This window comes from Streptomyces sp. B3I8 (genome assembly GCF_030816915.1).
In the GTDB taxonomy this organism is placed as follows: Bacteria; Actinomycetota; Actinomycetes; order Streptomycetales; family Streptomycetaceae; genus Streptomyces.
Genome location: NZ_JAUSYN010000001.1, coordinates 157,606 through 177,438, shown reverse-complemented (window position 1 = coordinate 177,438; position 19,833 = coordinate 157,606). Strand labels below are relative to the sequence as shown.

Sequence of the window (19,833 nt, the reverse complement as noted above, 5' to 3'; positions counted from 1 at the left end):
GTGCGGAAAGTGGGTGTGCGAACGGCGGGGCCGGGCAAGGGGGGTGGGGTGGGCGGCGGCCGCGGAGTGGGTCAGCGCAGAGGCGACAGCAGATCGTCTGCGGCCGCGTCGAGCTCCGGGTCCGGCGATCCCAGCCGTGCCTGCACGCGAAGGCCGAGCCAGCCGTTGTGGATTGCCTGCGCCGCGCGGTCGAGCCGCTCCCTCCGGGTACCCGCCCACTGGTCCTCCTGGCGGAGGAGCCAGGCGATCCGGTCGGTGGAACGAGTGAAGTACCCATGGACGGCTGCATGCACGTCCGGGTCGTCCGGGCGCTCCGTCGCGGCGTTCACTGCGAAGCAGCCCGAGGGGCAGCCGGGGAGGGCCACACGGGACCGCAGCAGTGCGCGCACGCCGGCGAGTCCTCCGCCCGGTGCGGCCTCGACCGCTTGTGTGTGGGACTCCTCCGCGTGCGCGATGTAGGTCGTCAGCGTGCGCAGGTAGAGGTCGTGTTTGGTGCCGAAGGTGTCGTACAGGCTGCGCTTGCCGATTCCCATGGCGGCGGTCAGGGCGTCGGTGGAGGTGCGCTCGTAACCGTCCCGCCAGAACTCGAACAGCGCCTGCTGGAGCGCGAAAGCCGGTTCGAAGCTTTTGGTCCGTGCCATGAGAACCCTCCTGACGAGAACAATAGGAAATGAGACCGATCGGTGCAATATGTGGGCGCGAGACGGGCGCCACATGCTCCCGCCGCCGGTCACCGGCCCGCTCCTCGGTACACAGGAGCCTGAGTGCGCGGTGGCCGCCTCCTCGCGCCCTGCCTCCGACGGAGCGGCCGGTCCCCGGGGGAAACCGTCAGGACGGGTGGCGGCAGCGCGGGCCACCGGTGTCCGCGGCTCCGTGACTCTCACAATTCGATGCCGACCTTGCCCAGATGTGCGCCGGAGGTGAAGTAGCGGAGCGCTTCGCCCAGCTCTTCGAGGGGGAACTTCCGGTCGATCACGGGACGCAGGCCGGATCCCTCGATCGCGCGGACCAGGTCGCCCAGCTGCTGGTGGTTGCCGACGAGAACGCCGTTCAGCCTGACCTGCTTCATGTTGATGGCTCCGGTCGGAATGTCCCCGGACAGTCCGGTCAGTACGCCGATCACGGAGATGCGGCCACCGACGCGGACCGCCTGGATGGACTGGGGCAGGGTCGACGGGCCGCCCACGTCGAGCACGAGATCCGCGCCGCTGCCCTTCGTCAGTTCTCGGACCCGCTCACCCCACTCGGGCTGGGACCGGTAGTTGATGACGTGGTCGGCTCCGAGCGCGCGAGCGCGCTTGAGTTTCTCTTCGGACGAGGAGGTGACGATCGTGGTGGCGCCGGCGAGTTTCGCGAGCTGCAGGGCGAAGACGGAAACGCCGCCGGTGCCCTGGAGCACGATCGTGTCGCCCGACTTGACGCCGCCGTTGTCGTGCAGGGCGGCCCACGCCGTGAGCCCGGCCACGGTCAGGGTGGCGGCTTCGAGGTGGGAGTAGCCGCGCGGGGCCCGCTCGAACTGCACGGCGGGTGCGACGACGACCTCTCGTGCGTAGCCGGGCACACCGATGCCAGGGGTGGTGCCGAAGTGGTCGATCACCGGGCCGCCCGCCAGCCAGCCCGGGAAGAAGCGCGCGAAGACCGCGTCGCCGGTGGCCAGGTGCGTGACGGACTCGCCCACGGCCTCGACCACCCCCGCCCCGTCCGCGAGCGGCACATGGCCCACCGGGGTGTCGGGGCTGCCCATGACCATGTTGTCGTGATAGTTCAGGGCGCTCGCGTGAATGCGTACCCGCACCTCACCCGGCCCGGGACGGCCCGGATCCGGAAGATCGGTGACCTCCAGTACGTCCTTTTCACCGGGATGCCTGACGATTACGGCCTTCATGTCGCTTCTCCTTCACGTGGTGAGGGGTGGGCCGGCCCGGCCACGTGGTGTGGGTGCGGCGACCCCTCGGCCAAAAATAGATTACATGCACTATCTATTCTGAACGTGCCGGGGGACCCGGGAGTTGGCCCGGTGCTGCGGAGGGTGACTGCCGGCGGCCGGGTGCCGAGACCGTGGTGCGGGCCGTTGCCGGAAGGCGCTCCGACAGGGATGAACCCGCCGTCGCGCGGGCGAGCACCAGCGCTCCGACCATGGTGCAGAGCGTCGCGAGGGCGTCGTCGGGCACTGCCGGGTCGTCGGCCTCTTCTGCGGGAGGGTGCGCCGCTGTGTCCGGTGCCGCGTTTCCGAGCCGGCCGGCCGGCTCGCGGACTCCGCGGATGTACTGCTCCTTGGCCCGGGAGTCCGGAGGTTGCCGGGAGACGTCCGCGCTCAGGACGGAAGCGGGGCATCCGGTCGCCGTGATGTCGCGGTGCTCGGGCGAGAAGTGGTAGCCGATCAGTGCCTCCCGGGCCGCGGTCCGATCATCGTCGCCCGCCGCCTCGAACCCGGCCAGGAGCGCCCGCAGTTCCCCGAAGGCGCGTTCCGTGGCCTCGCCGGGAAGGGCCTCCTTGGAGTGGAACTGCCGGTAGAGGGCGCCGGTCGTCAGTCCGACCGCATCGGTCGGTTCCGCGAGGCTGACCTCGAAGCCTCTTTCCCGGAACATCCTCGAAGCGGTGGCGACGATCTGCTCCCGGTGTCCGGCCGCCTGTGCGCGTGATGCCCGGCACGTGGTGCCACCCCTTTCCCGGCGTTGACCGCCTCTGATCCTGCGGCGATGGCCTCCGTCGGTTCGCCGGCCGCCAGCGGCTCCTCGTACCGGCGGGGCCGCGCACGAGGAGCCCGCGAGCGGGTGTCACAGGTCGCGGGCCGGGGCGGGTGCCGTGTCGGACACTGCCCCCGACCTTGCGTGAAATAGCCGTAGCTCATACAGTTATTTCACACTCCGTGGGTGAGCGCGAAGTGCCCCGCCAGTTCCCCCGCAACGGCGTCGGCAGGCCGCAGCTGCGCCGCAGCGCAGGCCAAGGACACGAACCAGGAAAGGGCACCCCGGAGGTCCCGTGGGCCAGTCAGGGCTGTGCGGGAATCAGCGTGAAAGGTGCACAGATGTTCGTCGATGCCGCAGATCTGGATGCCAAGTCGGCCTACAAACTCCTCATCGGGGGGATCATTCCCCGCGCGATCGCCTGGGTGAGCACGGAATCCGCCGACGGCGTGGGAAACCTCGCACCGGTGTCCTTCTTCACGGCCGTGGGCCGCAAGCCGCCCATGCTGTCGATCTCCCTGCAGCCCCGGGCGGACGGCGTCACGCTCAAGGACACGTTCATCAACATCCGCGACACGGGTGAGTTCGTGGTCAACACGGCCACTCTGCCTCTAGCCGGCCATCTGCACCGTTCGGCCTTCGAGTTCGAGAGCGACGTCGACGAGTTCAGTGCGTTGGAGCTGGAGACCGAGGCCTCGCAGGAGGTACGTCCGCGCCGGGTGAAGGACACGCCCATCGCCTTCGAGTGCCGGCTGCGGCGCATCCTGCCCGTCGAGGGGAGCCTCGATCACGTGGTGTGGGGCGAAGTGGTGCGCTTCTACATCCGCGACGACCTCTACCTGCCGGGCGGACGCGTCGACACGGCCGCCATTCCGTCCGTCGGCCGCCTGGCGGCGGAGTACACGCTGGTCAACACCGTCTTCACCACACCACTCGACGACGACCTCGTCGCCAGGCATGCACAGACACGCATGCACCGCCTCGACGAACACGCCTCCGACTGGTCGCCCATCGACACCGACGCGTGGTCCGCGTCCGGCTCCACCCTCACCGAAGGGCCCAAGGCATGACCCGGACAGCGGGTTTGACGAGAACGGAGCGGGTGGCGGCCACCGACATCCGCTTCAGGCGCCGGGGCACCGGTGACACAGCTCTCGTGTTCGTTCACGGCTTCCTGGACGACCAGTACGTCTGGGACGGGGTGATCGACGCGCTGGCCGCACCCGGCTTCGAGTACGTCCAACTCGATCTCGCCGGCAGCGGGGACCGCACCGCCTCCGGCGGGCCGTTCGACCTGACCCGCTTCTCGCGGGACGTCGGAGCGGTCGTGGAGGCGCTGGACAAACCGTTCGTCCTCGTGGGCCAGAGCATGGGGACCCTCGTCGCCGAACTGGTGGCAGCGGGCCACTCCTGCCCCGCGCTCGGCCTGGTACTGCTCTCGCCCGTGCCGCTGGCCGGTGTCGGCCTCCCCGCAGAGGCGGCCGAGCAGTTCCGCTCGCTGGGCGGCGACGCCGACGGCCAGCGCACGGTACGCCGGCAGCTGTCCGTCGCTCTGGCGGAGGCGGAACTCGACCGGCTGGTCGTGACCGGCACCCGGATCCCGCAACCCGTCGTCCGTGATCTGGTCGACTGCTGGAACGACGGAGACCCGCGCGGGCAGACGCCGAGCGAGTACCAGGGACCCGTCCTGGTGGGCCGCGGCGCCGCCGACGGCTTCGTCACCGACGAACTGGTGAAGGCCCACGTGCTGCCCCGCTTCAGGGCACCGGAGTTCTTCGCCGTCCAGGGCGCGGGCCACTGGGCCCATGTGGAGGCACCCGCGGAGGTCGCCGCCCGGATCGAGGCATTCGTCACCGGTCTTCCCACGGCGGCCGGCAGCACGCCGCAGGCGCCCGGCCGGGGCTGGCGGAACGCCTTCGCAGGCAAGGCCGACACCGCGTTCGCCGCCGCGTTCGCCGAGGACATCGTCCTGGAGGCGAGCGTGCTGGCCATCCCCGTCCAAGGACGCGACCAGGTCAAGGCCACGATGAGCGCGGCGAGCCGGATCTACGAGTCCCTTCAGTTCATCCGGGAGACCACTGCCGGGCCGCGCACCTACCTGGAGTGGGAGGCGACCGCCTTCGGCGGCCACGAGATCTTCGGCGTCACGGTCCTCACCAAGGACGACGAGGACCGCATCAGCCATGTGGCCATCCACCACCGGCCCCTGGAGGCGGCTTTGAGATTCTCCGCCGAGCTCGGCGAGCGCCTCGCCGCAACCGTCGACCCCGGCCACTTCCACCACGCCCACTGACGATTCTCGGAACGGAAAATACGCCATGGCCACACGCGAAGACGTGGAATTCGAGGCCGAGCCGGGACTGACCCTGCGCGGATGGTTCTACCTGCCCGGCGGACCAGGCCCCCATCCGGCGATCACGATGGCGCACGGCTTCGCCGGGGTCAAAGAACAGCGTCTGGCGCAGTTCGCCGAGGTGTTCGCACAGGCCGGGTTCGCCGTCCTGGTCCACGACCACCGCAACTTCGGCGCCAGCGACGGCACACCGCGCCACGACATCGACCCCTGGCAGCAGATCAAGGACTGGCGCCGGGCCGTCTCCTACCTGGAGAGCCGACCGGAGGTCGATGCGCAGCGCATCGGCGTGTGGGGGACCAGCTACTCCGGCGGCCACGCACTGGTTCTGGGCGCCACCGACCGGCGGCTGCGCTGCGTGGTCGCTCAGGTGCCCACCATCAGCGGATACGAGCAGGGGCTGCGCCGGGTGGCTCCGGACGCCGTCGCCCAGCTGAACGAGGTCTTCTCCGCCGACGAACGCGCGCAGTTCCGCGGCGAGGAGCCCCGCACCCAGGCGGTCGTCAGCTCCGATCAGTCGGTGCCGGCCTCCTACCGGGCTCCCGATGCCGTCGACTTCTACCTGAGCACCGCCCCAGACGGCTGGGAGAACAAGATCACTCTCCGGTCCAATATGGCAGCCCGCATGTACGAGCCCGGGTCGTGGATCTCCCGGATCTCGCCGACACCCCTGCTGCTGATCGTCGCGAAGAACGACCCGATCACCCTCACGGATCTGATGCTCTCCGCCTACGAGCGCGCCCTCGAACCCAAGCGACTGCAGCTCGTCGACGGGGGCCACTTCGCGTCCTACCTCTCCGAATTCCCCACGACGAGCGCCGCCGCCCGCGACTGGTTCACCCTCCACCTGGGCTGACACGCCGGCCGGTTCCGCTTCTTCATCCCCTCGCACGCCCGGCCGCCGACAGCCGGCTCATTCCCCTGGAAGGACCTCATGCCCCGTCTCACATACACGATCGACGACCGTCTGGCGACCGTGGTGCTGCGAAACCCGCCCCAGAACCGCCTGGACAAGCCCCTTGTGGAGGAACTCGCCGAAGCGCTGGCCGCCATAGCGTCCAGTGACGCCCGAGCCCTCCTCCTGCGCGCCGACGGGCCGGACTTCAGCTTCGGCGGCGACATCATGGACTGGCCCGACATGAACGTACGCGAGCTGCGCACGCTGTTCGAGCGGTACATGAACGTCTTCAACGAGTTCGAACGGCTGCCCATCCCGGTCGTCGCCGCCGTGCAGGGCCTGTGCGCCGGAGGCGGTTTCGAACTCGCGCTGCGCGCCGACGTCATCTTCGCCGCCCAGAGCGCGCGGTTCGGCCACCCCGAGCAGTCGCTCGGTCTCGTCACCCTGCTCGGCGGCATCTACCGGGCCGCCCAGCGCGCGGGGCAGGCCCGCGCCTCCGAGTGGGCCCTGACGTCGGAGCAGATCTCGGCCACGGCCATGGCCGAGGCGGGTGTGGTGAACCGGGTCCTTGAAGACTCCGCGCTGGAAAAGGAGGCGAAGGCGTTCGCGCACCGGCTCACCAGCGGCCCCACCCGGGCCTACGCCGTACACAAGGCATTGCTGCGGGCCTGGCGCGTGGGCGGAACCGCTGCGGCCGACGAGGCGATGTTCGACATCGCCCTGCCCCTGTTCGAGACCGAGGACGCCCAGGCCGGTCTGGCATCGGCCGTGAACGCACTCAAGGCCGGACAGCCACGCCCGGTGCTGGACTTCGGCGGGCGCTGACGTCGGTCGCCGGGAGAGGATGAGGCGGCGGACAGCAGGTGCCGCCGCCGAGGGGCCGACCGTCAGGCGGGGCGGCTGTCAGGCCTGTGCCCCACCCGGCACGGCGAGATCCGACTGGTGCACGTCGCGGTCCGCCGTGATGACGGACGAGGGGCCCAGAACCTCACCACACGCGCCGCAGCGGGTCTCCGGATGCAGTACGGCACCGCAGCTGTGGCGGAAGGCGACGATGTTCTCCGGGTCTGTCCGGACGTACCGGTCACCCCAGTCGCGGATGGTGTGCAGGATCGTGATCAACTGCTCGCCCGCCTCGGACAGGCCGTACTCGTAGCGGGCGGGGCTGGTCTCGTACTGCTGTCTGGTGATGACCCCGGCAGCCTCGAGCGACTTGAGCCGGCCGGCGAGGATGTTCCGGGCGGCACCGGTGTTGAAGACGATGTCGTCGAAGCGGCGGACGCCGAAGACGATCTCACGCAAGGCCAGCAGGGCCCACTTCTCGCCCAGGATGCGCATCGCCGCGTCGATGGAACACACACGGGGGTCTGGTGTCCTGGCTCTTCTCACGCCACGAGGGTAGCCACACCCTACTGGGTAGTCAAATGCTACTCAGCAGGTCATCGGCTTGACGAAAGGGGGAGTCCGGTCTTAACTGGAGTGGATAGCAAAATAAAACCCACTAGGAGTGCCTTCATGGCCTACATCTCCGACACCGCGGACACCCTTCACGTCGAGGGCCGTCTGGCCCGGTATGCCTACCGGGACTTCGGCAAAGCCGCGCCAGTACCCCCGCTGGTCCTGTTGCAGCGCTTCCGCGGCACCCTCGACCACTGGGACCCGGCCTTCCTCGAAGTCCTCGCCCAGGACCGGCGGGTCATCATCTTCGACAACGCCGGCGTCAGCGAGAGCACCGGCGAGGTACCGACGACCATGGAGGGCATGGCGGAGTCGGCGTTCGACTTCCTGACAGCCCTGGGCCTCGACGAGGTCGACCTGCTCGGCTGGTCGGTCGGCGGCTTCGTGGCGCAGCTCGTGACGCTCGACCACCCCGAGCTGGTCCGGAAGCTGATCGTGGCCGGCAGTGGTCCGGGCGGCGTGCCCGGCACGCCGGAGCTGGAGCAGCGCGTCGTGGAGTACATGACCTCACCGGTCCCCTCCCAGGAGGCGTTCCTGTACCTCTTCTTCGGGCTCACCGACGAGGGCGTGCGGCTCGGCAAGGAGTCGCTCGCCCGGCTCGAAACCCGTCTTCAGCACTCCAAGGCGGACGTCCCGCCCGAGCAGTGGACCCACCAGCTCCAGGCCATCCAGCGCTGGAGCAGCGGTACGGGCTCGGCCTGGTCCCGGCTCGAGGAGCTGAAGCTGCCGGTCCTGGTGGCCAACGGCTCGCATGACGTCATGGTCGACTCCGGCAACTCCTTCGCCATGGCCCAGAAGCTGCCGACCGCCAGGACGGTGTTCTACAGCGGTGCCGGCCATGCCTTCCTCTTCCAGTACCCCGACGAGTTCGGCGGTGTGGTGCTGGACTTCCTCAACCGACAGGAGAAGTGACCATGCCCTCATACGGATTCTTCGTGGAGTTCGAGGCCAAGCCGGGCAAGGAGGACGACGTGGCCCAGTTCCTCGTCGACGCCAAGGCACTGGTCGACGCGGAGCCAGGCACCCTGGCCTGGTTCTCCTTCCGGCTCGGCCCCAGCTCCTTCCGGATCTTCGACGCCTTCCAGACCGAGGAGGACCGCGAGGCGCACCTGCAGGGCAAGGTGCGTGAGCAGATCGAGGCCCGTGCCGACGAGTTGTTCAGCACCTTCCCCACGATCACTCCGGTGAACCTGCTCGCCGCCAAGCTCCCCGGCCAGGTGACCGAGTAGAGGATCGATCGGGCAACGGCCGGATCGGCCGGGCGGAACGACGGGCGGATTGGCTATTCGGCCCACCGGCCTGCGGCTGTCCGTCAGGCCGCACTGTCACACGGCTTCCTCCGGGACATGGACAGCCCTTAGGGCCTGTCTCTCCATTCCCGTCTGCCGGGCGACGCCATGCACGCTCCCCCGAGCTCTCGGCTTCGCTCGAGCAGGGGGACCCCCGTGACGCCGCCCGGCCCGCCCTCCGGGCGGACGACGGGAATGGAGAGACGGACCCTAGCGGTCTGCGGCCACCGACAGGCGACAGACCGCTACGCACGCCTTCTCCTTGCCGTCGGCGCCTGACTCGAGCAGACGGCCGGGCGCCTGAGCCGGCGATCAGAGCGCAGGCGCCCGGCCGTCGCCGTCCGTTGCAAGGCCGCCACGCCGGCCTACCGCCATCACAGCACAGCCGCGCGCACGCTGAGCGGAGCCAGGGGTTCTCCTTCGCCACTCCCGCAGGATGCCTGTGCCTGGAACCGGTGATGGGAAATTCCGGAAACGGTCAGGGCTACTCGCCGCCCCACTCGGTCCGGCCCTTACCGGAGCGGGGAGTTTCAGCGAACACCGAGCCCCCGTCGGGGCTACTGGATCCTCGACAGTGCCTCGCGGGCCGAGGCAGTGAACATGTCCAGCCGACGGTGGAACTCGCCCTCCGCTGACTCGTACGCGGCCAGTGCGCCCTCGCCTGACTCTTCCAGGGGGTGTAGCGCCCTGTTGGCTGTGATCACCGACTCGCTGAGCGCCTCTGCGGCCTCAGCCACACGCGTTGGCCCCTCCAGGACGGCGAGGCGGATGCACCGCATCAGAGGATCGAAGGCCGCACCCAACTCACCCCGGAGTTCCGTGAGGCGCTGCACCATTTGCTCGTCGGGCCCCGCGAGCGCACCCTTCACCTGGAAGTGAAGTTCCGCTGTCTCATGTGCGTGTCCGATCACATCGGAGTAGGCCGCACGGCGCAATTCCCGTATGCGGTCCAGCTGTTGGGCTCTTGAGGAGGCTTCGACCTGGATGCGGGCAGCGCGGGCAGTCCCTCGGCTCGTCACCCAACTCGCGAGAACAGCAGTTCCGCCAGTGAAGACGGCGACCCAGAGCGTAGAGTCCACCGGCCCAGTCTCGAGGCGGCGTCGGTTCCGCTCCAGAGCGCAGATTAGCCATATGGTTCGTTCGGCCAGATCAGGCGCGGTGTCGCGTGGGACGGCAGCGAACGCGCCGACGAACTGAACTGCGGCGTTTGAGGCCGCCCGCCCGTGGGGTGTGCGGGCCGGCCACGGGTGCCTTCGACAGCGCTGCACGCTGGGCTTCGCCCTTTGGACAGCCTGTCCCGCCCCTGGACCTGGCCGGCTGTCGGATGGCCCCGCCCCAGCGGCGCCCGACCGGGAGTCAGGTGCCGTACGAGCAGGGATAACCATGGAGCAGGTGTGGGGCCTGTCCCGGACAGGTATGGGTCACTTCCGAGGAGGGCCATCACTTCTGACCCTGTGTCATTTGCGTGATTCGGCAGGGGGCGAGTGCGGCGTGAACACCCCGCGCACGCCGCACTCGACGGGCCCCGGTTCAGGCGGCCGGGCAGGGCAGGCACGTCCCGCTGAGGACGAGTTCGACCTGGTCACCCCCGGGGGCCGCACGACGGTCGAGCCTCAGCCGGAAGTCGATGGCGCTCATGATGCCGTCACCGAACTCCTCGTGGATCAGCTCATTGATCGCGGGACCGTGGACCGCGACGATCTCGCGGATCCGGTGGATCACCGGATCCCCGGCCACTGCCGTGGCGTTCACAGCCCACGGGCGGGAGGGTCTGCAGGACGTGAAGGCTTCGACGGGCAGCTCGAAGACCAACGCGATCCGAGAAGGTCATCTGGCCGAGACAGACGGCGGTCGCCCATTCCTTGCTCGCGCCCAGCTCACGGGCGACGTCAGCCCATGTGATCCCCTTCCTGATCCTCGTCTCAGACGATCTGCTCGGTCAGGGTCGTCCTGTTCACGAAGCGGTTTCCTTGACGGTGGCCGAGGATGTCAGTGACCCCGCCAGGGCCTCGACGGCCTCGCCGTCGTCCACGTCGCGGCGGCCAGGGAGCGGAAGTTGATGAGAGCGGAGAGGCAGCCGTCGCCTTCGGGGAGCCGCGCCGTGAGCTGGGACGATGCCGGTCCAGTACCGGCCGAGGACGGCAGCGGCGAAGGCGTTCTTGCTGCCGTAGTAGCTGTAGAACGAGCCTTTGGGCACGCCCGCCGTGTCGGTGATCTCCTAGATGCCCACCGCGTTGAACCCCTGGGCATGGAAAAGGGCCAGTCCCGCGCTGAGGAGATTCTCGCGGACCAGGCGGTTGGCGGGTCGGGGCACGGCCACAGCCCACAGAACGCCCGTGCGAGGCAGGCCTGGCGCGTACGCGGCGAGCACAACCGCAGGCGAGCGTCCCCGGATGTTCGCGCTCGCTACGGCACCTATGCTGACCAGGTTAGTTGCACCTACCGCCTACGCTGTATCGAAGGGGAAGCCGGGTGGTGTGCTGTGCGGCGGCAGGCGGGGCCGTGTTCCCGAAAGGGGCGAGCCGCCGCGACGTGATGGATGAGAGGTCAAGTGGACGTGTCTGGTGTCGCCGTTCAGGCTGATGGCTTGGTGTCGCAGTACATCGCCCGGGTGGAACAGGACCTGACACACAATGCCGAGGAACAGGATCGCATCGGGCAGGAGATGGAGGGGCTGCGGCAGCGGCTGGATGTCCTGCAACGGGACCGCGGCGTGCTGCTGAGTGTGAGGCAGGCGCTGGGCGGCCAGGGCGCGGATCAGGCGGCACCCTCCACGCTGGCCGCGGCGTCAGAGGGAACGGCGTCCAGGCAGCAGGCTGATGCTCCGGGCAAGCCGGGAACCCCGGATGCCCACCAGGCACGCAAGATCTCCGAGCTCACCTTGGTGGACCTGGTCAGTGGTCACCTCGCCGGTCAGTCGGAACCCCGCTCGGCCGCGGAAGTCTCCGCGGACGTCGCTCAGGCTCATCCGGGCCGGCGAGTCAAGGCCACCGTGGTGCGTGCCACCCTGGAGGCGCTCGTGGCCCAGGGCCGGGCCAGGCGGACGAAACGGGGCCGGTCGGTCTTCTACAGTTCCTCCGCCCCGGCCAAGGCGACCCGCGCCTCCGACTGAACCCATCGGCCGATGCCGGCGGGTGACGCCCAGCCCTTCGAGGCTCGGGCGCGCATGACGCCCCCCGGGCAGAGGCAGAACGTTCGAGTTTTCCCCGTGGGTGAGCGGCGTACGGCTCGGTCTCAGGGGAAGTGGCTTGAGCCGCATACAGCTACGACGTGGCGGGGCCGCCCGGATCCGCTTCCGTCACACGCGGTCCCCTCCTCGCCTCGGCCGCCTGACGCCCCGCTGCGGCCAGGGCCGCGTCCAGGCGCCGCATCGCCTCCTCGCCACCGAGGGCCAGCGCGTGCGCCCGTACCGCTTCCTCGGAGGTCACGGCCGCCAGGTGGCGCAGCGCCTTCACCGCCGCGGCCCGCTCGAAAGGCTCAGTTGCCTCCAACGCGGCGAGCACAGCCCCCAGATGGGCGTACGAGCCGGTGTGGGCGAGGGCGAGCACGGCATGCCCCCGGACGTAGAAGTCCTCGCCGAGGCGGGCCAGGTCGGTGAGAAGGTTGAGGTTCGCCGCCGAGGGGTGCCGGGCCAGCGCGGCAATGGCCGCATAACGCACCGGCGGCTCGACTCCGGACGCCGCGCCTTCCTGGGCGATCACGCGCACCACGACCAGGTCCTCGGGAGTCAGCTGGCCGAACGCCCGCTCCGCCTCGGAGAAGTCATGGGTGCGCAGGATCGTCTCAACCCGCTCGCGGACGCGGAGGGCGGGGATGCGGCCGCGGTCCACGGTGACGGAGGGCCGGTGTCTGCCACCGGGGGCCGGAAGCTCCGGCTCGGGGCTCAGAGGTTGGTCGGTCATGTCAGTCGATCCTCACCCATCCGTGGTGGATCATGGTGTCGTACTGCCCGTACGTGAGGGCGATGTCGTTCGTACCGCTGCTGGGCAGCATGAGATTCCCCGCGTCACCGACATGGACCAGGCCCAGGTAGTGGCCGAGCTCATGGCCGATGAGCATGCCCAGGTATTCGGCATGCAGTCGCCGGGTCCCGCCCGCGTCCACGTATCCGCACTTGCTGCTTGTGATCCCGCTGTCGGGCCCCGCGTGCGAGGTCGGTCCGGGGATGCTGCCGTCGATTCCGTCGACGCCCGTCCCGGCGATGGCGATGCTCTGGACGATGAAGGCGTCGATGTTCTGGTCGGTGTCCGGTCCCGACCAGTCCGACAGCAGTTGATGGAACTCGTCGAAGCTGTCGATGATCTCGTACCCGCCGACGTTCGCCCGCGCGATGCCCCGCCACTGGACGTCGAAGGTCATGTCCCTCTGCTCGTAGAGGGTGCGCGTGCGGTTCACCGCCGTGCCCAGGTCCGTGTACTCCTGGTTGGTGAAGTCCTCGGTGGCCACCCGGGTGATGTTGACCCCGTAGCGGAACATGGTGCGACAAGTGATCGTCCCGCGCACCGGCCCGAAGGGGCCGGACATGATGATCTCGATCGTCATGTCGTTGCGGGCCTCGTAGTGGTTGTACACCCCGGAGTTGGCGGGCGAGTGGAATCCGATCGTGCCGCGCCAGGTGTTGTGGCCGGGGACTTCGATCGTGCCGCCGGGAAAGGCGCCGTCGCCCTCCTCCACCAAGGTGCCGCCCACGCCGCCGTCCCAGAACTTCCAGTGGAACCCGGCAGGGAGCTGCACCCCGCCGGCGTCTCCGTTGGACAGCGTGACGGCGATGCCGGTGTCGTACGCATCGCCGTGCCGGACCCCGCGGGCGCTCCACGTGCCGGTGACGAATGCGGCGTCCGGCCCGAGGTCCAGTGAGAACGGGTTGGATGGCAGGACGGCGCACGTCGTACGGAAGCGGGCCCGTGCGCCCAGCGCGTTGTAGAGGGTCACCTCGAACGACGCTGCTCCGACGGGAAGCGTCTGGTCCTCACCGAACGGTACATTGATGTACCCGCGGGCCGCGTCCTCTCCTTCGAGCAGGATCTCGTTGGCGAACGGGTCACCCGCCCACTCGACCGCGACCCGCACCAGACGGGGCGGATTGAGCGAGGCGGCGGCGAACCGCACGCGCAGGGCGAACCGTTGTCCGCTCATGATTCGCTCGTCGACGGGGACGACGTCCGTGACGACCAGCCGCTCGTCCCCCGGAAGGATCAGCGTGCGCAGGGCGCGTTCGCGCAGGTCGGGGGCGAGTTCCGGGACCGCGCCCAGGGCGTGCATCGGGGCGGCCGGACGCCCGGCCGCGGCCAGCACGGCCGAGGTGGCCGCAGGGCCGATGCCCAGGGTCTCGCGCAGCCAGTCACCATGGGCGTCCTCTGCCCGCCGCACCATCGTGGGAGTGGAGTCGAGCGGACCGGACCGGTTGAGCGGCCGAGGGTCGAGCAGCCCTGCCCGCACGGTTGAGTCAGGCACCGTGACATCCTTACTGGGCACACTCTGTGCCCGGGCCGGGGGTGGTCATGTCCCAGAGTCCCGACAGGGCGGGGGAGTGGCAATGCGGACCGGTGACGCGGTACGCCGAGCGGGTGAACCTTGGGCGGGTGGCGTTCCGTCCGTCCTTCCTTTCTCCCGGCCGGCTGGTCGCACACGCCAGTCCGCGGAGGGGAACTGCTCCAGCCCTTCCGGGCCGCCGGCCCGCGGCCGGGCTTTCGCCGGCCGGCGGCGCGCCGAAGACGGCCGGTGGGGTGCGTGGCCGACCTCCACGGCACCAGGGCGTTGGCGGCGGGAGGAGGTGTCACCAAGAAGCACGAGCGTCAGCGGCTGGGGGTGTCAGGAACCGCCCGCTCGGGTTCGCGCAACCTGCGACGAGCACTCCGAACCAAGGTCACACGTGCGCGGGGAGGCCGGCGCGGCCCTTGCGATGGTGTCAGAGCTCGTCGAGTCCGGAGCCCCGATCTACATCATCCTGGACAACCTCTCAGCCCACACCGGTGCGGACATCCGCCGCTGGGCGAAGAAGAACAAGGTCGAACTGTGCTTCACCCCGACCTACGCCTCCTGGGCCAACCCGATCGAGGCCCACTTCGGCCCGCTGCGGCAGTTCACCCTGGCCAACTCCCACCACCGCGGCCACCCCGCACAGATCCGGGCCCTGCACCGCCACCTACGCTGGCGCAACGCCAACGCCCGCCACCCCGACGTCCTCGCCGCACAACGCCGAGAGCGTGTCCGCATCCGCAGTGATCCGCTGGGGCGGACACCCCTCACCCCAGCGGCCTGAACACAATCCGGCGAACCTGACGCGGTCACAGCACGAGCAGATGGTTGGTTGCTGTCGAGGCTCAGGATCCTGGGGCCTGGAAAAGGCTTTGACGCGCGGTTCGCTGTTCATCGATGGTGAGCCGGACGTCCGGACCGGGCGGTCACGAACCGCCGCGTCGGCGACGGCTACACCACGGTGAGGGAGTTGTGGATGATTGTTGTGTCGGCCGCTTCGGGGGCTTTCGGCCGACTGGTCATAGACCAGTTGCTGGCCCAGTGCCCCGCTGATCACATCGTTGCCGCGGTGCGCAATCCCGAAGGGGTCGCGGATCTCGCCGCTCGCGGGGTCCGTGTCCGCCTCGGTGACTACGATGACCCGGCAACGCTGCGCACCGCGTTCAAGGGAGCTGACCGGCTGCTGCTGATCTCCTCGCCGGAGCTGGAACCCTCCCGCCGCGCCGGCCAGCACCAGGCAGCCATCGACGCGGCCCGCACCGCCGGAGTCGGTGCGATCATCTACACCAGTTTCCTGGGTGCCGACACTCAGGCCCACGGTGTCACCGCTGCTCATCACGCCACCGAGCGCACCCTGTTCGCAAGCGGGCTGCCCCACACGCTGTTGCGCCACCCCTACTACAGCGAGGCATTCCTCAACGCGGGCCTGCGCACCGCCGTCACCTCGGGTGAACTGGCCAGCGGCACCGGCGGGCGTGGCATCAATACCGCTTTCCGCAGCGAACTCGCCGAGGCCGCCGCCCACGTCCTCACCGAGGACTGCCACCTCGGCCGCGCCTACGACTTCACTGGCAACCTGTGGACCTACAACCAGCTCGCCCACGCACTCAGCCGTATCTCCGGCAGACCCGTCGTCCACCGAGACCGGCACGGCCGCGCGCCCGGTGCCCAGGGCTGGCTTGAGGACCAGGTACGTGCCGGCGCACTGGAGCGACAGACCGACGATCTCCAGCACGTCCTCGGTCACCCAGCCGCCACCCTCGACCAGGCCGTCACCGCAATCCTCACCCGACCCGCCCCACCAGCCGCCGGCCCTGCCCCGGAGTGACATCCTGGCCCTACGCGATGATGTTGCATGGGAGCAGGAGTGGAGAATCTGCATGCCCCGACAACCCGGCGAGCCTGATCCGTAGTCAAGGGCGTCCCGACGGAGCGGAAGCTTCTGGGGATGTTCAGAGGGCTGCGATGCCTCCGGCGAACTGGGCCCGCTGAGAGGGCGTCAAGTCCCGTTCCTGATGATGTGGTGTCACCCGTTCGTGGGTGATGGGTCGGTACCTCTCTCGTGTCATGTCGTGTGCATGATGGGCTCGCGGACATGGAACGGATGCCGTACGCAACAGACTTGTCCGACGAGCAGTGGGCGTTGACCGAGCCGCTGGTCGCCGCGTGGAAGCAGGAGCGGGTGGCGCGGTCGGCGACCGGGGCCGCAGGTTCCTGCGACCTGCGCGAGGTCGTGAACACGCTGCTCCACCAGAACCGGACGGGCTGTCAGTGGCGGCTCCGGCCCCACGGCCTCACGGCCTGGTCGGCGGTGTTCCACTACTTCACCCTGTGGCGCCAGGGCGGCCTTGACCAGCGGATCCAGGAGATCCTGCGCTGCCAGGCGCGGGAGTGGGCCAGACGATCAGAGGACCCCTCCCTGGTGATCATCGACACCCAGTCCGTCCGCGTGGCGGCCGGGGTGCCGAAGACGACGACGGGACTGGACGCGAACAAGAAGACACCCGGCAGGAAGCGGGGACTGGCCGTCGACGTGCTGGGCCCGATCTCTCACTCTGGCCAAACGCGGATACCCGATCGCCGACGACCTCTACGGAGACGACCGGCCCACGGAAACCGCCGCCGTCTACACGCAGTCCTTCAACTGGCTCCGCTCATGACGACCGTGATCGACGGTAAGGCGATGGCACGGCAGGTGCGTTCCTGGGCAGCCGACCAGCCATCGCCGCCTAACCTCGCTGTTTCGCCTGGGTGGCTGAGCCTGGTCTGGTGGCGGTCGACCGATGATTTCGGTCGCCGGCCGGTCGGTGGGTATGGCGAAGGCCCGACGCTCGCCTCCATGACGACCGCGTAGAGGGCCTGGTCGATGTGTCGCCGGCGCTTGAGGAGGCTGGGGAGGAAGCTCCCGGCCCGCAGTTTCGGGATGGCAAATTCCAGGTCGCCGGCCTGCGTGGTCACCGTCTTCTCCCGGTGCCGGTTGCGCCAGGTGGGGGTCTGTACGGTGATCGGTGTAACTGATGTTTCCCCGTGATCTTGGAGACTCGTTCGTTATGTCGCGAGGGTGTGTTGATGCCGCTGCCTGGTCTCGGCCGGGGTGAGGTAGCCGAAGATCCTGTGCTCGCGTAGGCGGCGGCGGTTGTAGAAGGTCTCGATGAAAGTGAAGACCTCGGCGCGGGCGGTGGCCCGGTCGGGCCAGGTCCGGGTTCCGATCTCTTCCTTGAGCAGGGCCCAGAAATTCTCCGCGGCGGCGTTGTCGAAACATGATCCGGTGTGTCCGCAGCTCTGTCGCAGCCCCAACTCCCGTATTCGATCGCTGAATTGCGCCGATGTGTACTCGCTGCCGCGATCACTGTGGATCACGCATCTGGGCTCCAGCCCGCCTCGGCCGTGGGCCATGTCGAGGGCGTCGACGACGAGGTCGGCGCGGTGGTGATCGGCCATGGCGTAGCCGATCTGGCCAGGTCCAGCCGGCAGGCGAGGTAGAGCCGGCCCTCGGCCGTCGGGAGACAGGTGATGTCGCCGACCAGCTTGGTCCCGGGACGCTCGGCGTGGAAGTCGCGGCCGATCAGGTCCGGGGCCGGCTTCGCCTTCACGTCCGGCCGGGTCAGCGAGCGGTGCTTGCGGCGGGTGACGCCGCGGATGTCGCGCTCGCGCATCACGCGGGCGATGCGCTTGCGGTTCACCTCACGCTCCGCGCTGGTCAGCTCGCCCGGGGCGCCCTCGCCCTGGTCGGCCTTGGCCCGGCGGTACCAGCCGCGCAGAGACTCGGAGCTGATGTCGAGTTCCAGGGCGACGGCGGTGACCGTCCTGCCCGAGGAGTCGACGAGCGCGATCGCGTCCCGCTTGAACTCCTCCGTGTACCGCTTCGTGTACTTGCTTCCCACCTGGTGCTACTCCCTCTGGAACCTCAGGCCCCAGTCTCCAGGTGTCCACGATCAAGGGGAAGCTTCACACGACACCTCACCCGCCATCACGCACCAACTCGTCAGCCGCCCCCCACTCCATCTCCGCGTCAGTACTGGTCAGTGGCCTGGAGCGGGTACAGCGTCTCCTCACGAGTGACAGCTTTGCGTACCCGCTCCGTCCGGGCAGGCCCGGTGGGCTTTCGTGCCCCGAGTTGCGCGCTCAGCTGACCGCAGCGCCGAACCACCGGGGAAGCCGGTCGAGCAGGTCCTGCTGATCGTCACCGACCCACGCCACGTGGCCGTCCGGCCGCAGCAGCACCGCGGGCGCGTCCAGTTCCTCGCTGCTGTCGGCGATGTGGTCGACTCGATCTGCCCAGCCTGTCACCGAGAGGCGGCCAGTCTGGTCGAGCAGCAGCCCGCGGCCGCCATGCATCCGCTCATAGAGGCGACCCCGCTTCAGCCCCACGTCCCGCAACCGTCGGCCGAGCAGTTCATGCCCCTCGCCGAAGTCGTAGCGGATCCCGATCGCAGTGATCTTCTCCATCAGGTACCGGTTCACCTCCTCGATGTCCATCAGTTCCGACACCAGCCGACGCACTGCTTGGGGACCCGGCTCGACGGACATCAGCTCCGTCTGCGCGCGGGTGTTGTCCAGCACATCGGCGGCCACCGGGTGCCGTTCGGTGTGGTAGCTGTCCAGCAGTCCCTCCGGTGCCCAGCCGTTGACTTCGGCGGCCAGCTTCCAGCCGAGGTTGAACGCGTCCTGGATGCCGAGGTTGAGCCCCTGCCCGCCGGTCGGCGGGTGGATGTGCGCCGCGTCGCCGGCCAGCAGCACCCGGCCGGTCCGGTAGCGCTCGGCCAGTCGGGTGGCGTCGCCGAAGCGGGAGAGCCAGCGCGGTGAGTGCACGCCGAAGTCGGTACCGGCGAGCTTCCGCACCTGCCGCTTCAGCTCGTCCAGGGTCGGCGGGACCGTGCGGTCCTCGGCCACCCCCTCGGCGGGCGCGACGAGGCGGTACACCCCGTCTCCGAGGGGCATGGCGCCGAACCGTTTGTGGGTCTTGCGTACTTCGGCCATCACGGCGTTCAGCGTATGCGGCGGCGCGGTGACCTCCACCTCGCCCAGCAGCGTCTCGACCCTGGAGGGCTCGCCGGGGAAGCCGACACCGAGCAGCTTGCGCACCGTGCTGCGGCCGCCGTCACAACCGACGAGGTAGCGCGAGCGCAGCCGCGTGCCGTCGGCCAGTTCGGCGGTCACCCCGTGTTCGTCCTGGCTCAGCCCGGCGAGTTCGCGGCCGCGCCGGATCTCGACGCCGAGTTCGGTGGCGTGCTCGGCAAGCAGGCGATCGGTGGTGGTCTGTGGAATGCCGAGGGTGTACGGATGTGCGGTGTCCAGCTGGTCCGGCGCCGGCTTGTTGATGGCGGCGAAGAAACCACCGACCGGGTGTTGCTTGCCGAGCGCGAGGAACCGCTCCAGCAGACCGCGCTGGTCCATCACCTCGACGCTGCGCGCGTGCAGGCCGAGCGAGCGGACGATCCTGGTCGGCACCGCCTCCTTCTCCAGCACGAGCGCGTGCACGCCGTGCAGCCGCAACTCGCCGGCCAGCATCAAACCGGTCGGTCCGCCGCCGGCAACGATCACGTCAATCATGAACCCCCCACTCAACAAGGTTGCATTTCCGCCAGCTGCTCTACGCAGTCCGGCGGCACGCACACCCGGACCTCCGCGCCACGTGCCCGCAACCACACCGCGAGTCCCACCAGCGGT

The 19,833-nt window shown here is 69.2% G+C and carries 21 protein-coding genes and 3 pseudogenes; 10 read left to right on the top strand and 14 right to left on the bottom strand.

Going from position 1 to position 19,833, the window contains the following annotated elements:
* Positions 1-71 precede the first annotated feature (71 nt).
* From QFZ64_RS00950 to QFZ64_RS00940, 3 genes are all read right to left on the bottom strand, one after another.
* A complete protein-coding gene (locus QFZ64_RS00950) occupies positions 72-641 on the bottom strand; it encodes a TetR/AcrR family transcriptional regulator (protein WP_307061258.1) in 570 nt (189 codons plus the stop codon).
* A 239-nt stretch (positions 642-880) separates the two neighbouring features.
* Positions 881-1,885: an NAD(P)-dependent alcohol dehydrogenase gene (locus QFZ64_RS00945; RefSeq protein ID WP_307061256.1), complete on the bottom strand. Its 1,005-nt coding sequence runs from the start codon at positions 1,883-1,885 to the stop codon at positions 881-883.
* 94 nt (positions 1,886-1,979) lie between these two features.
* Entirely contained in the window at positions 1,980-2,609 is a 630-nt protein-coding gene (locus QFZ64_RS00940) for a TetR/AcrR family transcriptional regulator (RefSeq protein ID WP_307061739.1), read from the bottom strand.
* A gap of 419 nt (positions 2,610-3,028) precedes the next feature.
* Between QFZ64_RS00940 and QFZ64_RS00935 the strand changes: the two genes are divergently transcribed.
* The 4 genes from QFZ64_RS00935 to QFZ64_RS00920 all read left to right on the top strand — a co-directional run bounded on the left by QFZ64_RS00935 (position 3,029) and on the right by QFZ64_RS00920 (position 6,763).
* Positions 3,029-3,757 carry a flavin reductase family protein gene (locus QFZ64_RS00935; RefSeq protein WP_307061255.1) on the top strand — a complete coding sequence of 243 codons (729 nt, stop codon included), beginning with the start codon at positions 3,029-3,031 and terminating at the stop codon, positions 3,755-3,757.
* Positions 3,758-3,843: 86 nt separating this feature from the next.
* Positions 3,844-4,980 carry an alpha/beta fold hydrolase gene (locus QFZ64_RS00930; protein WP_307061253.1) on the top strand — a complete coding sequence of 379 codons (1,137 nt, stop codon included), beginning with the start codon at positions 3,844-3,846 and terminating at the stop codon, positions 4,978-4,980.
* Positions 4,981-5,005: 25 nt separating this feature from the next.
* Positions 5,006-5,896, top strand: a complete 891-nt coding sequence (locus QFZ64_RS00925) for an alpha/beta hydrolase (protein ID WP_307061250.1) — start codon at positions 5,006-5,008, stop codon at positions 5,894-5,896.
* Between the two features lie 78 nt (positions 5,897-5,974).
* Positions 5,975-6,763 (top strand): enoyl-CoA hydratase/isomerase family protein, encoded by a 789-nt coding sequence (locus QFZ64_RS00920; protein ID WP_307061247.1) that lies wholly within the window; start codon positions 5,975-5,977, stop codon positions 6,761-6,763.
* Between the two features lie 78 nt (positions 6,764-6,841).
* Here QFZ64_RS00920 and QFZ64_RS00915 read toward each other — a convergent pair whose 3' ends face one another.
* Entirely contained in the window at positions 6,842-7,297 is a 456-nt protein-coding gene (locus QFZ64_RS00915; protein WP_307061245.1) for a helix-turn-helix domain-containing protein, read from the bottom strand.
* 156 nt (positions 7,298-7,453) lie between these two features.
* On the opposite strand from QFZ64_RS00915, the gene QFZ64_RS00910 reads away from it, so the two are divergent.
* A complete protein-coding gene (locus tag QFZ64_RS00910; RefSeq protein WP_307061243.1) occupies positions 7,454-8,308 on the top strand; it encodes an alpha/beta fold hydrolase in 855 nt (284 codons plus the stop codon).
* Positions 8,309-8,310: 2 nt separating this feature from the next.
* Complete coding sequence (locus QFZ64_RS00905) at positions 8,311-8,625, top strand: putative quinol monooxygenase (RefSeq protein ID WP_307061242.1); 315 nt, start codon at positions 8,311-8,313, stop codon at positions 8,623-8,625.
* Between the two features lie 617 nt (positions 8,626-9,242).
* Here the strand turns inward: QFZ64_RS00905 and QFZ64_RS00900 are convergent.
* The 4 genes from QFZ64_RS00900 to QFZ64_RS00890 form a co-directional block, all read right to left on the bottom strand.
* On the bottom strand, positions 9,243-9,764 hold the full coding sequence (locus tag QFZ64_RS00900; protein ID WP_307061239.1) for a hypothetical protein: 522 nt from the start codon (positions 9,762-9,764) through the stop codon (positions 9,243-9,245).
* A 451-nt stretch (positions 9,765-10,215) separates the two neighbouring features.
* Entirely contained in the window at positions 10,216-10,437 is a 222-nt protein-coding gene (locus QFZ64_RS00895) for a hypothetical protein (protein WP_307061237.1), read from the bottom strand.
* A complete protein-coding gene (locus QFZ64_RS35230; protein ID WP_373430528.1) occupies positions 10,355-10,561 on the bottom strand; it encodes a hypothetical protein in 207 nt (68 codons plus the stop codon). The genes QFZ64_RS00895 and QFZ64_RS35230 overlap by 83 nt, the downstream gene beginning before the upstream one ends.
* 78 nt (positions 10,562-10,639) lie before the next feature.
* Positions 10,640-10,882, bottom strand: a complete 243-nt coding sequence (locus QFZ64_RS00890) for a hypothetical protein (protein ID WP_307061235.1) — start codon at positions 10,880-10,882, stop codon at positions 10,640-10,642.
* Positions 10,883-11,236: 354 nt separating this feature from the next.
* On the opposite strand from QFZ64_RS00890, the gene QFZ64_RS00885 reads away from it, so the two are divergent.
* A complete protein-coding gene (locus tag QFZ64_RS00885) occupies positions 11,237-11,797 on the top strand; it encodes a hypothetical protein (protein WP_307061233.1) in 561 nt (186 codons plus the stop codon).
* 151 nt (positions 11,798-11,948) lie between these two features.
* Here QFZ64_RS00885 and QFZ64_RS00880 read toward each other — a convergent pair whose 3' ends face one another.
* Both QFZ64_RS00880 and QFZ64_RS00875 read right to left on the bottom strand, forming a co-directional pair.
* Positions 11,949-12,587, bottom strand: coding sequence for a HEAT repeat domain-containing protein (locus QFZ64_RS00880; protein WP_307061231.1), 639 nt, complete (start codon positions 12,585-12,587; stop codon positions 11,949-11,951).
* Position 12,588: 1 nt separating this feature from the next.
* Positions 12,589-14,139 (bottom strand): hypothetical protein, encoded by a 1,551-nt coding sequence (locus tag QFZ64_RS00875; RefSeq protein ID WP_307061229.1) that lies wholly within the window; start codon positions 14,137-14,139, stop codon positions 12,589-12,591.
* Positions 14,140-14,608: 469 nt separating this feature from the next.
* Here QFZ64_RS00875 and QFZ64_RS00870 point away from each other — a divergent pair.
* The 3 genes and pseudogenes from QFZ64_RS00870 to QFZ64_RS00860 form a co-directional block, all read left to right on the top strand.
* A pseudogene (locus QFZ64_RS00870) lies at positions 14,609-14,947 on the top strand (transposase); the annotation flags it as partial.
* Between the two features lie 192 nt (positions 14,948-15,139).
* Positions 15,140-15,991 carry an NAD(P)H-binding protein gene (locus QFZ64_RS00865; RefSeq protein WP_307061227.1) on the top strand — a complete coding sequence of 284 codons (852 nt, stop codon included), beginning with the start codon at positions 15,140-15,142 and terminating at the stop codon, positions 15,989-15,991.
* Positions 15,992-16,258: 267 nt separating this feature from the next.
* A pseudogene (locus tag QFZ64_RS00860) lies at positions 16,259-16,711 on the top strand (transposase); the annotation flags it as partial.
* A gap of 284 nt (positions 16,712-16,995) precedes the next feature.
* Here QFZ64_RS00860 and QFZ64_RS00855 read toward each other — a convergent pair.
* The 4 genes and pseudogenes from QFZ64_RS00855 to rox all read right to left on the bottom strand — a co-directional run.
* Positions 16,996-17,118, bottom strand: a pseudogene (locus tag QFZ64_RS00855) (transposase); the annotation flags it as partial.
* A 93-nt stretch (positions 17,119-17,211) separates the two neighbouring features.
* The gene (locus QFZ64_RS00850) at positions 17,212-17,559 is read right to left on the bottom strand and encodes a transposase (RefSeq protein ID WP_373430522.1); all 348 of its coding nucleotides are present in this window, start codon (positions 17,557-17,559) and stop codon (positions 17,212-17,214) included.
* A complete protein-coding gene (locus QFZ64_RS00845) occupies positions 17,520-18,047 on the bottom strand; it encodes a transposase (protein ID WP_307061223.1) in 528 nt (175 codons plus the stop codon). Before QFZ64_RS00845 ends, QFZ64_RS00850 begins: the two co-directional genes overlap by 40 nt.
* A 241-nt stretch (positions 18,048-18,288) precedes the next feature.
* Entirely contained in the window at positions 18,289-19,716 is a 1,428-nt protein-coding gene (gene rox / locus QFZ64_RS00840; protein WP_307061221.1) for a rifampin monooxygenase, read from the bottom strand.
* Positions 19,717-19,833 lie beyond the last annotated feature (117 nt).

What these genes read in the sequence shown, in the direction of transcription:
- QFZ64_RS00950 (WP_307061258.1), bottom strand. Translation starts at nt 641, where the DNA reads ATGGCACGGACCAAAAGCTTCGAACCGGCTTTCGCGCTCCAGCAGGCG.
- QFZ64_RS00945 (WP_307061256.1), bottom strand. Translation starts at nt 1,885, where the DNA reads ATGAAGGCCGTAATCGTCAGGCATCCCGGTGAAAAGGACGTACTGGAG.
- QFZ64_RS00935 (WP_307061255.1), top strand. Translation starts at nt 3,029, where the DNA reads ATGTTCGTCGATGCCGCAGATCTGGATGCCAAGTCGGCCTACAAACTC.
- QFZ64_RS00925 (WP_307061250.1), top strand. Translation starts at nt 5,006, where the DNA reads ATGGCCACACGCGAAGACGTGGAATTCGAGGCCGAGCCGGGACTGACC.
- QFZ64_RS00920 (WP_307061247.1), top strand. Translation starts at nt 5,975, where the DNA reads ATGCCCCGTCTCACATACACGATCGACGACCGTCTGGCGACCGTGGTG.
- QFZ64_RS00910 (WP_307061243.1), top strand. Translation starts at nt 7,454, where the DNA reads ATGGCCTACATCTCCGACACCGCGGACACCCTTCACGTCGAGGGCCGT.
- QFZ64_RS00905 (WP_307061242.1), top strand. Translation starts at nt 8,311, where the DNA reads ATGCCCTCATACGGATTCTTCGTGGAGTTCGAGGCCAAGCCGGGCAAG.
- QFZ64_RS00880 (WP_307061231.1), bottom strand. Translation starts at nt 12,587, where the DNA reads ATGACCGACCAACCTCTGAGCCCCGAGCCGGAGCTTCCGGCCCCCGGT.
- QFZ64_RS00865 (WP_307061227.1), top strand. Translation starts at nt 15,140, where the DNA reads ATGATTGTTGTGTCGGCCGCTTCGGGGGCTTTCGGCCGACTGGTCATA.
- QFZ64_RS00850 (WP_373430522.1), bottom strand. Translation starts at nt 17,559, where the DNA reads ATGGCCCACGGCCGAGGCGGGCTGGAGCCCAGATGCGTGATCCACAGT.
- rox (WP_307061221.1), bottom strand. Translation starts at nt 19,716, where the DNA reads ATGATTGACGTGATCGTTGCCGGCGGCGGACCGACCGGTTTGATGCTG.